The sequence below is a fragment of the Microcystis sp. M113S1 genome (genome assembly GCF_020246945.1).
Lineage (GTDB): Bacteria > Cyanobacteriota > Cyanobacteriia > Cyanobacteriales > Microcystaceae > Microcystis.
Genome location: NZ_JADBSA010000289.1, coordinates 1 through 11,862, shown reverse-complemented (window position 1 = coordinate 11,862; position 11,862 = coordinate 1). Strand labels below are relative to the sequence as shown.

Below are 11,862 nucleotides of genomic sequence, written 5' to 3'. Positions count from 1 at the left end.
TCGTCTATGGCTTGATACTGTTGAGTTTTAGCTTTAACTTTAAACTCTAAGACAAACATTTTACGCAGGGGGTACTTAGATAAAATCAGTATAGCACAATAAAAGTTAAGTTAACAAGCTATAGTTTAAAAAGCCGTCCTTTTAGGACGGGGCTTTAACCCAAAATTTCGGTAATGGGTATTGGGTTCTAATTCAATCTTTTCTTCGGGACGGAAAACCATTCCATCATAACTAACTCGTAGATTTTTTATGATAATGGATTGTTGAGAAGTAATTCGAGTACGGCCTACACAGTGCCTTAAGGCTAGTGTAAAACACCCTCTCAACTATAACTGCCGCAAGATCGCACCCTCTTCTAGATGCCGATATTCTACTAAAGATGGGAAAATATCAGTCCTGTAGGGTCAAGGTCGATCCTCGTGGGTGGGGAAACGGAGGGAATTTTCGGGTAGGTTGACAACAGTAATTGTTTTTCTCAACCTATCGAAAAATCCGACACTATACCCCGTTTCTAATCCCTCGATTTGATGTTTTTCTACCAAGGTTCCCACGGATAGTCTTTCTTCATGCACCAATTCAAAAATGAAATTTTTGCCGCTATTGCATTTTTAACCACGAGAAAACTGCCTCGACGGTTAATTCTAGATCGATATCCGGTAAGATTTCTAGTCGATCGAGACCTTGGCGTAATTCGGGTTGTCGATCGGGAAGAAAAATGAGGATTGATCGATCTTCGGCATCGAGTAGCCATCCCAGTTTACAGCCGTGTTTAAGACAATACAGGATATTTCCCGTGACTCGGTTGGAACTTTGTTCGGGGGAAAGGATTTCGATCGTCCAGTCGGGAGGGATGAGAATATTATCGAGAGGTTCACCGTTGGTATCGAAGGGGATATTCTGCCAGAGGAGTACGGCGATATCGGGGACGATTGATCGACCTGCGAAGGTACAGCGCAATTCGGGAAACGCATAAGCGATTTTTTCTGTTTCGGTGATGCGATTAATTTTCTCGATTAATTTGCTCTGTAATCGAGCGTGTCGGGTTTTCGGCATAGGTTTTTGAACGATTCGACCGTCGATATATTCCAGAGCGGGTTTGCTTTCCGGTAGTGCAAGAAATTCGGGTAGGGTGAGGAGGGATTGGAGCATTTTAGAAATCTATTATGTCAAACGCTTGGGAATGGTTAAGCTGGTTAAGACTGGTATAGTTCACTTCAAGATTCATTCAGTAAAGACTCTAAAATTTCGGGTTTTAATCCTCTTGCTTCGGCCTCATCACTAATTTCGTCCATCAGCTTACCAAGAAAGTCGCTATCGTCTTCACTCGGCCTTCTCATCTATGGAAGTTACACCTATTGCAATTGTAGCAACCCGCTTTCGAGCTTTTAGATGGTAGTGTTGTTTACCGGTCTAACGTTTGGTCAGTCTCTGTGGGTAGGGAGACAGAGGGAACTTTCGCGCAGGGTGACGAGAGCGATCGTTTTTCTCAACCTATCGAAAAACTCGACACTATACCCCGTTTCTAATCCCTCAACTTAATGTTTTTCTACTAATGTTCCCACGTTTCCATTGGATAATTCTTCTTCTAGAATGTCTTTTAATAAAATCACATTGAGTAAAGTTCATAATTGATGGTTATTATTTTGATCTAAAAAGTCCAGAAAATCTTTTGCCTTTACGATCTGAATATTTTGATATTCAACCCGTGAAAGAAGATGTTTGTCCCCCGTGATAATATGGGTAGCATTGCCAGCGATCGCACATTCTATGATCATATCGTCATCGGGATCGTTGGGAACGGCTCTAAGTTGTCTCGTTATCGGAACAAGGCTAGAAAATTGACGAATTTCTGCGATATATTCTCTAAGTCCCCGTTCAGATATTTGAAATTTCTGCTGAAGTTTTTCGGTTAATTCGTCTAAAATCTCTTGGCAGGTTACTGAAGATACCGATCCCGTCTTCGCTAACGATAAGCAAGAAAATGTAGGGCTGTTTTTAGACAGCCAAGCAGAGATTAATATATTTGTATCAAAAACAACTACATAGGTCACTATTTTTCGTGAACGATTTCATCGATAAATTCTTCTCTTTCGTCTTCGGTCATGGTATCCCAATCATAGCCGCGTTCTTTGGCTACGATTCTAGCTCTTTCTGCTCCTTCATTAAATACTGGTTCCAACTGTCTCCACTGACTGAGGATGAGAATTTTATAAACTTCCTGTTGCTGTGCTTCAGGGAGTTGTTTGACTAATTCGATCACTTGTTCGTTGCTTAAGGTTAAGTTCGGCATAGGTCGCTTCTAGACACTAGCATGATTAATCAGTTTAACACGGGTTCTTAATGGAGAGGGTTTTCTGTTCGCCTATCCCTTCTCTGCGTCGATCAGTTAGAATCGAGAAATTGTACCAAATCTGGTTATTTTTGCATGAGTAGAAAACGGGTTTCTCCGAGAAACCCGTTTTCTGTGCGTTACTCAACGGATTTGGTATTATCGGCCTAGAAAGTCCTTTCATCTTCCCGCTTGCCGTAAAATTATGATTGTCTCTCTCCAAGAAGCTCAAGCCAAACTGCCCGAACTGATATACAATCTCAAACTAGGGGAAGAATTGTTAATTACCGATAATAATTTCCCACTGGCAAAATTAAGCCGATGATAAAGAACACTTACAAGACTTCTCGGAGTATCTGCTTTGAAATGTCTAATCGATAGCCATACTCTGCTCTGTTACACACTCAAGGAATCCCGACTCAGTAGCAGCACCCATCAACTTCCTAAAGGGTGGCATAAATCGACTAAATCCTTATCTTGCAAGAGTTCTATTGATTAGTTCGTTCTAGATCGAAAACAATTGACAAAATCGCATCAATGTCCTTCTCTATAAGGGTTTCATCCCTTATAACTCCGTCCATTGCATAGTACAAACCGAAGAACCCGTCAGATGGTGACTTTCTTAATAGATCCATCAATTTTTCGGATGGTAACTTTCTTAATGCATCCATCAATTTTTCGGTTTTCATTCGTCTTAAGTTTAAGCCGGAAGGAGTGATAAGAGAATGGCATGATGGTAACTTTCCTACTAGATCCATCTTTTTGGATGGTGACTTTCTTAATGGATCCATCAATTTTTCGGATGGTAACTTTCCTACTATATCCATCAATTTTTCGATGGGATATTGTCTATCTTCTATAGAATTTGCTTCTTCTTGTATTAATCCTACTTCTTCAGGAGTTAATATCAGTCCTTCAAGTTTCTGCTCCGCGTTCTTGATTGTTTCAATTAAGTCTCGGTGTTTTTCTTCGGCCACACTTAAGTCGTCATTGGTAAAAAGATTATTATGAGCTACTTTGTTTCTGATTTTATACAGTTTCTCCCAATTAGATTGAAAATTTCTGTCTTTAAATGATTCCTTAAAAAACTTATCATAGTTGCTTTTAATTTCTTCTTTTAATTTACGAATTGCTTCGGGAGTTTCTTCAAGCCTATCAATTTTTTTAATTAAATCCTCTTTGGTTATACAACCAGATGAAAGCTTGTATATATACTCACCTAAATCATTAAAATCTATCAGATAGAGTTTATTGTCAATATAGCTTGCAAATTTTGTTTCATTATTTTTTCTGTCATTAACTTTCTTGCTAAAATCTTGGGGGGCTTCCGTTTTCCACCAATTCACTCCTATCTTGGTTGTCATGAATTTCGTTATGTAGGCTCTTAAATGGTTTTCCACACGATAAATATAAGGATAAATTTGAACAGCAATCTGTTCAGAAATTTCGTCTTTTACTATATACAGTGTTTCTAATTTTTGTTCTTTGAAAAAATTTAAAATTGGAATACGTTGAGGTTCTAAACAATCATATTCTCCCTTTACAACAATTGAAAAACCTGTAATACATTTATCTTTGCTGTCTTGATCAAATTTAATTGGATTTACTGTAATTTCTATAAAATTATCCTTGATTTGGCGACTGTTACAATCTATTTGTTGTGTTCCCTTCCAAAATGAATTATTCGAGGCGAGAAGATGGACTAAATTATCAGGAGTTTTGATATGAGATTGATTAGAAGTGTCAAATGCAAAAATTTCAAAGGTGAGAAAATTGTTTTGTGTGTCCATTGGAATGACAGGAGTTAGGTCTATAAACAACATCTAACCTCTATTTTAACTTGTCTATTGAAAAAAAGGGGGCTTATTCAGCCCCCCTTAACCTCTAACTTCCGCCAATCCTTGCCACATCGCGGGCGTTGGCTTCAAAAGCCGCATCGAGGGCAGAATCGCCGGTTAAACCGGAATCTAACGCCTCTTTAATACACTGCAACATCCGCTTATAATCCTTGGGCATTACTTTAACAAACTTGGGCAACATTTCCGACCAATTTGCTAAAACTAGGGACGCTTTTTGACTTTGGGTGTAATCAGCATGGCGTTGAATTAACTCGCGTAAATCGTCGATTTCTTCCCCTTCTAGCGCCTCTAAAGCTACCATTTGGGTATTGCAACGAGTGGCGAAATCCCCCGACTCATCGAGGACGTAGGCCACACCACCACTCATTCCGGCGGCGAAATTGCGACCGGTGGGCCCTAAAACAACGACTTTACCCCCCGTCATGTACTCGCAAGCGTGGTCGCCAACGGACTCAACCACCGTAGTCACCCCAGAGTTACGCACCCCAAAACGTTCCCCGGCAACCCCAGAAATATACACCTCACCACTGGTCGCACCGTATAAAGCCACGTTACCGATGATAATATTCTCCTGGGCCACAAAAGTGGAACCTTTGGGCGGATAAACGATGATTTTGCCACCGCTTAAACCCTTACCCACATAATCATTAGCATCCCCTTCTAACTCCAGTGTCACTCCTTTGGGAACAAAAGCACCGAAACTCTGCCCCGCGCTGCCCTGAAAATGGAGATGTACGGTATCTTCCGGTAAACCCTCCCAGTGACGTTTAGTGATTTCGTTGCCTAAAATCGTCCCCACCACGCGGTTAATATTTTTAATCGGTAGTGTCGCTTTGACTTTTTCGCCTTTTTCAATGGCATCTTTGCATAAATCCAGTAAAACGGTTATATCCAAAGACTTATCTAACCCGTGGTCCTGGGGAATCTGACAATAACGTCCTACCTCTGGCTCTACCTCAGGTTGATAGAGAATCGGAGTTAGGTCAATTCCTTTCGCTTTCCAATGTTCTACAGCCTGTTTCGGCTCTAATACATCAGTTCGCCCCACCATTTCATTTAAGGTGCGGAATCCCAATTCGGCCATAATTTCCCGCACTTCCTGGGCGATAAATTTCATGAAATTCACCGTATATTCAGGATCCCCGATGAAATTCTTCCGTAATAACGGATCTTGGGTCGCTACCCCCGCCGGACAGGTATTAAGATGACAAACCCGCATCATAATACAGCCTAACGTTACCAGTGGCGCGGTCGAAAAACCGAATTCTTCGGCCCCCAATAGGGTCGCTACCACCACATCGCGGCCGGTTTTCATCTGACCATCGGTTTCCACCGCAATGCGACTGCGAAGATTATTTAACACCAATGTTTGATGGGTTTCTGCTAGTCCCAACTCCCAGGGTAAACCCGCGTGTTTAATCGAGGTTTGGGGAGATGCACCGGTCCCACCATCGAAACCAGAGATTAAAACCACGTCTGCGTGAGCTTTAGCGACTCCGGCGGCGATTGTACCGACTCCCACCTCAGAAACCAGTTTTACGCTCACTCTCGCCGCACGATTGGCATTTTTTAGGTCATGAATCAACTCCGCTAGGTCTTCAATGGAGTAGATATCGTGGTGGGGTGGGGGAGAAATTAAACCGACTCCGGGGGTGGAGTGACGGACTTTGGCAATCCAAGGATAGACTTTTTTACCCGGTAATTGACCGCCTTCGCCCGGTTTTGCCCCCTGGGCCATTTTTATCTGCAATTCTCGCGCTTGGGAGAGGTAAAGACTGGTGACACCAAAACGGCCGGAAGCCACCTGTTTAATGGCACTATTTTTCGAGTCTCCCTGTTCATTTGTCCAAGTGTAGCGCTCGGAATCTTCGCCCCCTTCCCCGGTGTTCGACTTGCCACCGATACGATTCATGGCAATAGCGAGGGATTCGTGGGCCTCTTTGGAAATAGACCCGTAACTCATGGCCCCAGTTTTAAAGCGTTTCATAATCGCTTCAATCGGTTCCACTTCTTCGATGGGGATACTTTCCCGGTTTTTAAAGGTTAATAATCCCCGCAGGGTGAAGAATTTTTGATTCTGTTGGTTGACCAGTTGGGAATACTGCTTAAAGAGGTCGTATTTGCCCAATTTTACCGCTTGTTGCAGGGTATGAATGGTTTCTGGGCTAAAGAGGTGCGCTTCCCCGTCCTTACGCCATTGATATTCACCGCCAATATCGAGGGTATGCACGTTCACGTCCCGGTCGGGGAAAGCGTGGCCATGTCTGAGCAGGGATTCTTTGGCAATAATTTCTAAATCGGCCCCTTCAATGCGGGAAGCTGTCCAAGTAAAATAGCGATCAACTACCGATCGATTTAAGCCGATAGCCTCGAATATTTGCGCTCCACGGTAGCTTTGCAGGGTAGAAATGCCAATTTTAGAGGCCACTTTAATTACGCCCTTGGTGGCGGCTTTTATGTAGTTTTTACAGGCGGTTGGGTGGTCAACTCCTACCAATAATCCTTCCTCGATCATACTGCCGAGGGTGGCAAAGGCTAGATAGGGATTAATCGCACCGCAACCATAACCGAGGAGAAGGGCGTAGTGATGCACTTCCCGGGGTTCGCCCGATTCTAAGACAAGGCCGACTCTGGTGCGGGTTCCCTGCCGGATGAGATGATGGTGTAAACCGGCAACGGCCAGCAGTGAGGGAATCGGGGCGTGATTTTTATCGATACCTCGATCGCTTAAAATAATAATGCTCGCGCCTGCTAAAATTGCCTCGTCCACCTCTTGACAAATTGCCTCAATTGTGCTACGCATTCCCTCGACTCCCGAAGTGGGATCGAAGAGAATGGCAATAGTCACGGTTTTAAATTCGCTATTGCCCTGTAAACGCGCTAATTGGGCGTTAGTGAGGATGGGAGAGTTAAGTTTAATCAGGTGAGAGCTTTCTGGCTGCGGGTCCAAGAGATTTCTTTCCGCACCGATAGTGGTGATGGGAGAGGTGATAATTTCCTCGCGAATCGAGTCAATCGGGGGGTTAGTGACTTGGGCGAATAACTGCTGAAAGTAATCATAAAGCAGTTTTGGCCGATCGGACAAGACGGCTAGGGGCGTATCGGAACCCATGGAACCCACTGCTTCCACTCCATCCCGGCCCATGGGGGCTAATAAAAGACGTAATTCCTCAAAAGTGTAACCGAAAGCGGTTTGCTGTTGAATTAGGGAAACAGGAGTTTCAGGTGGGGCAGTTTCCACAGCCGGTAAATCGTCTAAATTGACTAAATTTTCGTTTAACCACTGGCGATAGGGATGAGCTTTGGCAATACCTTCTTTTATCTCCTCGTCGGCCACGATACGACCTTCTTTCATATCCACAAGGAACATCCGGCCGGGTTGCAGACGACCTTTAAAAGCGACGCGTTCCGGTTCAATGGGTAAAACTCCCGCTTCCGATGCCATAATTACTAGGTCATCCTTGGTGACGTAGTAACGGGAAGGACGTAAACCATTGCGGTCTAACACTGCTCCCATCATCGTACCATCGGTAAAAGCGATCGAGGCCGGACCATCCCAGGGTTCCATCAAACAGGAATGGTATTCATAAAAAGCTTTTTTCTCATCACTCATCGATTCGTGGGCTGCCCAGGGTTCAGGAATCATCATCATGACAGCGTGAGGAAGAGAACGCCCCGATAAAACCATTAATTCTAGGGCATTATCAAAAATTAAGGAGTCACTACCCTCGATATTAATGACTGGCTGGATTTTTTTGATGTCTTCCCCGAACAAGGGTGAGGCAAACATCGACTGACGGGCGTGCATCCAGTTAATATTACCTCGCAGGGTATTAATTTCGCCATTATGGGCAATATAACGGTAAGGGTGGGCGCGTTCCCAACTGGGGAAGGTATTGGTACTAAAACGAGAATGGACTAATCCTAAAGCACTTTCAAAGTCGGGGTCGTGTAAATCGGGAAAGTAGTCACCCACCTGTACCGGCATTAATTGCCCTTTATAGACAATGGTACGACTAGAAATACTGCAAGGATACCAGTAACGATTAAAGGATTGACGACTGAGGTGGGAACGTTTGCGAATAACGTATAATTTGCGTTCAAAGGCCAGATCATCACTTAAATTGGCATTGCGTTCGATGAAAACCTGTTCGATAAAGGGTTCGGTAGATTTGGCCGAATTGCCCAAACTAGAGTTATCCGTGGGAACATCACGCCAACCGAGAACTTTTAACCCCTCTTCGGCGGCGATTTTCTCGAATTGCTGCCGACCTTTCTGGCGAATTTCGGCATCAGGGGCCGTGTAGAGCATTCCTACCCCGTATTGTCCCGCTGCCGGTAAGGTAAAGCCTAGATTACTGGTCACTTTCCGGAAAAATAGGTCGGGGATTTGGCACAAAATACCCGCTCCATCTCCGGTATTTTTTTCCGCACCGCACGCGCCACGGTGATCGAGGTTTAGTAAAATTGTTAAGGCTTGTTCAACAATATCGTGGGATTTTTTACCCGTTTTATGAACGATAAAACCGACACCACAAGCATCATGTTCGAATTGGGGATCGTATAGTCCTTGTTTCCGTGGAGTTTGATTGTTATTCATTTTGTCTAATAGCCTAGCAGTCTGGAAGGGAATGGCCTAGAGGGTGAGCCAGAGTAGCGATTCTAGGTATATCAATTCTGTATCCAGACTGGACCTTCGGTCTTATATCTTAAGGAAATGTTTCGATGTGACAAGGGTTCCTTTACACCGAATCCAACTTCCGACCATTCTAGAACCTAAAAATGGGTCACGGCGATTTTTCTTGGCGATTAAATATATCGAACTTGGTTTCGCATTTCGTCCGCAGTCACTCGATCAAGAATAACGAGTAAACGGTGCGCCATCTCTCGCGGAGGGCGACGGACGGCGAAAATCACCCCGTAATGGGTTCGATTGGCATCGAAGTAATCGCGAACCAGTTCTTCAAAATCGGTTCGGTTGTGAGTGACTAAGGTTCTTCCCTGACTCACCGCGTGAGCGAGTTGTGCTTTATCTGTGGCGTTAAGTTGTCCCGCATCCCTCGCAGTAATCGCGTCAAACCCCCTCGCTCTCAACAACTCGGCGATTAAAACGTTAACATCTTCATCTAGATAGAGACGGATAAAGAGATTATTCACGAATTGTTTAGCAGCGGATCGATTAAGTCGTCGGGAATGCGGTTACGCTCGATATAAGCGTTAATTTCCTCTAGATGGTCGCTGTAATAGGTCAACGCACTGAAAATCTGACTTAACGTCAGATGGGGCATTCCTAGGGGGATTTCTTCGGGAGCGACTCCCAGACGCCAAGTTTCGACGATGGCGCGGACGGGTGTACGCGTTCCTTTGATAATTGGTTCCCCGCGTAAAATCTCGTCGTCTCGAACGATGTAGAGATATTCGGTCGCTTGAACCATCGCGGTTTTCTGGAGTGGATATCGTTTAGTTTATCGTATCGATCGAACCCCTGACTATTCCCAATAAATATCGGTTCGGTTACTTCAGCCACCCGCTCTCACTTGCGGCGATTGTTTCGCTCTCTCTCTCCATTTTTTAGAATTTTCCGTAATTACCTCGCCCATTGATCGGGCTTTTTCCGCCGCATCCCGTGCCATTTCCAGAATTTCCTCTAGTTCCCGTTCATTTAGTCCTGTTTCTTTCTCTTCCATCACCGTAAACCCTCCAAGCGATTTTTAAGCTTATCAAAAATGTCGGGGTGAAGACCGAGCGGAGCGGTTTGATTGGGACATTTCGATAATTACAAGAGGTCGTGACGTATTTTTCCGAGTACCCGCTTCAAAATCTCCAGATCCTCCCTACAAATCCGATAAATTTCCTCCGGATCGATGTCAAAATAATCGTGGGCGAGAATATTTCTGATTCCCTTAATCTCCGACCAGGGAATTTCCGGGTAGCGATTCGCTAAACTCTCTCCCATTAGCCGATCGAGTCTTCTAATATTTTCACTAATTGCGATCAACATCATACTAATGCCATCCAATCGATCGAGTCCATCATCATCGGCGATGAAATCATCGGCTTTTTGAATCTGGGTAAATCGCCGCTCGATCCGGCGGATCGCCTCTTCAAGCTCTAGTAATAACTCGAATAGAAGCGATCGATCACACATAGATAGCCTCTCGATCGATCCGCGCCTTGAGGTAAGGATTCAGGGAATCCCGATAGCGGATCACGTCCACTTCCCGTCCGAATAGTTTCTCTAGTTCGGCTTTCAGTCTGACTCTTTTAAGCAGATCGGGGGGCATATATACCACTATATCTATATCGCTCGTCGGTCGGTTTTCCTCTCTGGCTACCGAGCCGAAAATACCGATTCGATCGAGCGCGTATCGTTCCTCCAGTTCGGGTTTCAGGGTTCGTAAACGTTCCAATATCTCATTGGCAGTGATTTTATCTACCATCCAATTTATAGCCTACTGATTTAGCGATCAACAATCTTCAGTTTAGCGCGATCGGCAACAGAAGCCACTAGGGTAGTCGAAGGAAAGTCTTCCCATAGCTACTTAGTAAGTGTGTTCGCATTAACTATACGGAAATTATTAAAAGTAGTAACAATATCATTATCAGCCTATTGTGTCAATCCTTGAAATATTTGTATTATTTATATCCTGTCGCTCTTTCAATTACCTGATTCGAGGTTCGGGATCGCTCCTATAATCGAAGAAATACTCGATCGCTATCTCGATCCCGTTCGATTGATTCTTTCTGCTCTCTCCCGCCATTTTTTTGAATTTTCCGTAATTACCTCGCACATCGATCGGGCTTTTTCCGCCGCATCCCGTGCCATTTCCAGAATTTCCTCTAGTTCCCGTTCATTTAGTCCTGTTTCTTTTTCGTCCATCACCCTAAACCCTCCAAGCGATTTTTAACCTTATTCTAGTTTCTAAAATATGTCCGAGCTATGATCGCTTAACTCTAGAGCTAAAGTAGAGATAGGGTTTAATTGGAGCTATGTATGGAAGCGATCGAATTTAAGACGGTTATTCATAACGTTCAGGTGAGCGTTCCCCCTACGGTATCGCCGTCGGTAGCGGTGGTAATATCTATGTAGCTGATACTGGCAACAATCGCGTACAGGTATTCAGCCAAAGTCAGCCGCCGGTGTCCACTCCCGAACCTTCTGGTATTATTGGATTAGGGATACTAGGGAGCGGTTTAGTGGTGCGTCGCCTCGCTAAACGTCGTTAATTGCGCTTGGGGTGGGGAGATGAGCCGAAATTTTCCTAATTCCCCACCCTTTGCGTTGGTATCCCTGAATTGTTGCTTAAATTGTTGAATCTAAGGCTTTTTTTTCTTTAATTTAACCATTGGTGCAAATCTTCCACATCCGAAAAGTCCAATAAAGCAAGAGCTAAATTATCCAGTTGATTAGGATTTAACTGTTTAATTTTTTGTTCTACCTTTAAAGGAATAGAACCTAGTTTTAAATTTAGCTGACGCAAAATCAGGCTTTTTTTAGCGAATAATTCTCCTTCCTCTCTACCTTCCTCTCTACCTTCCTCTCTACCTTCCTCTCTACCTTCCTCTAAAGCTTCTTGATAGACTTTAGTTTCTCTTAAATCACTTAAACTAAACATAGCTTCTATCTCCTTACGATTCATTTTCGGCAATTTATAAATGAGAATTGTCTCAATT

At 43.9% G+C, this 11,862-nt stretch carries 13 protein-coding genes and 1 pseudogene; 2 read left to right on the top strand and 12 right to left on the bottom strand.

Annotated features, from left to right (window positions below; genetic code table 11):
* Nucleotides 1-597: 597 nt before the first annotated feature.
* The 3 genes from IM319_RS14680 to IM319_RS14670 form a co-directional block, all read right to left on the bottom strand.
* Nucleotides 598-1,149: a Uma2 family endonuclease gene (locus IM319_RS14680; RefSeq protein ID WP_287736035.1), complete on the bottom strand. Its 552-nt coding sequence runs from the start codon at nucleotides 1,147-1,149 to the stop codon at nucleotides 598-600.
* A 473-nt stretch (nucleotides 1,150-1,622) separates the two neighbouring features.
* Nucleotides 1,623-2,051 (bottom strand): putative toxin-antitoxin system toxin component, PIN family, encoded by a 429-nt coding sequence (locus IM319_RS14675; RefSeq protein ID WP_287736034.1) that lies wholly within the window; start codon nucleotides 2,049-2,051, stop codon nucleotides 1,623-1,625.
* On the bottom strand, nucleotides 2,051-2,290 hold the full coding sequence (locus IM319_RS14670) for a hypothetical protein (protein ID WP_002791637.1): 240 nt from the start codon (nucleotides 2,288-2,290) through the stop codon (nucleotides 2,051-2,053). Before IM319_RS14670 ends, IM319_RS14675 begins: the two co-directional genes overlap by 1 nt.
* Before the next feature lie 244 nt (nucleotides 2,291-2,534).
* Here IM319_RS14670 and IM319_RS14665 point away from each other — a divergent pair, with 244 nt between their 5' ends.
* Nucleotides 2,535-2,654, top strand: coding sequence for a type II toxin-antitoxin system Phd/YefM family antitoxin (locus IM319_RS14665; RefSeq protein ID WP_002777099.1), 120 nt, complete (start codon nucleotides 2,535-2,537; stop codon nucleotides 2,652-2,654).
* A 163-nt stretch (nucleotides 2,655-2,817) separates the two neighbouring features.
* Here the strand turns inward: IM319_RS14665 and IM319_RS14660 are convergent, their stop codons facing one another.
* From IM319_RS14660 to IM319_RS14625, 8 genes are all read right to left on the bottom strand, one after another.
* Nucleotides 2,818-4,152, bottom strand: coding sequence for a Swt1 family HEPN domain-containing protein (locus IM319_RS14660; protein ID WP_287736033.1), 1,335 nt, complete (start codon nucleotides 4,150-4,152; stop codon nucleotides 2,818-2,820).
* 61 nt (nucleotides 4,153-4,213) lie between these two features.
* On the bottom strand, nucleotides 4,214-8,788 hold the full coding sequence (gltB, locus tag IM319_RS14655; RefSeq protein WP_287736032.1) for a glutamate synthase large subunit: 4,575 nt from the start codon (nucleotides 8,786-8,788) through the stop codon (nucleotides 4,214-4,216).
* A gap of 209 nt (nucleotides 8,789-8,997) precedes the next feature.
* Nucleotides 8,998-9,345, bottom strand: coding sequence for a DUF5615 family PIN-like protein (locus IM319_RS14650; protein ID WP_287685960.1), 348 nt, complete (start codon nucleotides 9,343-9,345; stop codon nucleotides 8,998-9,000).
* The gene (locus tag IM319_RS14645; RefSeq protein WP_287736031.1) at nucleotides 9,342-9,623 is read right to left on the bottom strand and encodes a DUF433 domain-containing protein; all 282 of its coding nucleotides are present in this window, start codon (nucleotides 9,621-9,623) and stop codon (nucleotides 9,342-9,344) included. Before IM319_RS14645 ends, IM319_RS14650 begins: the two co-directional genes overlap by 4 nt.
* A gap of 84 nt (nucleotides 9,624-9,707) precedes the next feature.
* Nucleotides 9,708-9,875, bottom strand: coding sequence for a hypothetical protein (locus IM319_RS14640; RefSeq protein WP_287736030.1), 168 nt, complete (start codon nucleotides 9,873-9,875; stop codon nucleotides 9,708-9,710).
* Nucleotides 9,876-9,964: 89 nt separating this feature from the next.
* Complete coding sequence (locus tag IM319_RS14635; RefSeq protein ID WP_287076772.1) at nucleotides 9,965-10,336, bottom strand: HepT-like ribonuclease domain-containing protein; 372 nt, start codon at nucleotides 10,334-10,336, stop codon at nucleotides 9,965-9,967.
* Nucleotides 10,329-10,628 carry a nucleotidyltransferase family protein gene (locus IM319_RS14630; RefSeq protein WP_158201702.1) on the bottom strand — a complete coding sequence of 100 codons (300 nt, stop codon included), beginning with the start codon at nucleotides 10,626-10,628 and terminating at the stop codon, nucleotides 10,329-10,331. Before IM319_RS14630 ends, IM319_RS14635 begins: the two co-directional genes overlap by 8 nt.
* A gap of 275 nt (nucleotides 10,629-10,903) precedes the next feature.
* Nucleotides 10,904-11,068, bottom strand: coding sequence for a hypothetical protein (locus IM319_RS14625; RefSeq protein ID WP_002738137.1), 165 nt, complete (start codon nucleotides 11,066-11,068; stop codon nucleotides 10,904-10,906).
* 164 nt (nucleotides 11,069-11,232) lie between these two features.
* Between IM319_RS14625 and IM319_RS14620 the strand changes: the two are divergent.
* A pseudogene (locus tag IM319_RS14620) lies at nucleotides 11,233-11,415 on the top strand (PEP-CTERM sorting domain-containing protein); the annotation flags it as partial.
* Nucleotides 11,416-11,522: 107 nt separating this feature from the next.
* Here the strand turns inward: IM319_RS14620 and IM319_RS14615 are convergent.
* Nucleotides 11,523-11,862, bottom strand: a 340-nt coding sequence (locus IM319_RS14615; protein ID WP_287736029.1) for a DUF4351 domain-containing protein, incomplete at its 5' end; no start/stop codon positions are given.

Excerpts from the sequence above, each read along its gene's own strand:
- gltB (WP_287736032.1), bottom strand. The coding sequence starts at position 8,788 with ATGAATAACAATCAAACTCCACGGAAACAAGGACTATACGATCCCCAA.
- IM319_RS14660 (WP_287736033.1), bottom strand. The coding sequence starts at position 4,152 with ATGTTGTTTATAGACCTAACTCCTGTCATTCCAATGGACACACAAAAC.
- IM319_RS14670 (WP_002791637.1), bottom strand. The coding sequence starts at position 2,290 with ATGCCGAACTTAACCTTAAGCAACGAACAAGTGATCGAATTAGTCAAA.
- IM319_RS14645 (WP_287736031.1), bottom strand. The coding sequence starts at position 9,623 with ATGGTTCAAGCGACCGAATATCTCTACATCGTTCGAGACGACGAGATT.
- IM319_RS14680 (WP_287736035.1), bottom strand. The coding sequence starts at position 1,149 with ATGCTCCAATCCCTCCTCACCCTACCCGAATTTCTTGCACTACCGGAA.
- IM319_RS14630 (WP_158201702.1), bottom strand. The coding sequence starts at position 10,628 with ATGGTAGATAAAATCACTGCCAATGAGATATTGGAACGTTTACGAACC.
- IM319_RS14665 (WP_002777099.1), top strand. The coding sequence starts at position 2,535 with ATGATTGTCTCTCTCCAAGAAGCTCAAGCCAAACTGCCCGAACTGATA.
- IM319_RS14635 (WP_287076772.1), bottom strand. The coding sequence starts at position 10,336 with ATGTGTGATCGATCGCTTCTATTCGAGTTATTACTAGAGCTTGAAGAG.
- IM319_RS14640 (WP_287736030.1), bottom strand. The coding sequence starts at position 9,875 with ATGGAAGAGAAAGAAACAGGACTAAATGAACGGGAACTAGAGGAAATT.
- IM319_RS14625 (WP_002738137.1), bottom strand. The coding sequence starts at position 11,068 with ATGGACGAAAAAGAAACAGGACTAAATGAACGGGAACTAGAGGAAATT.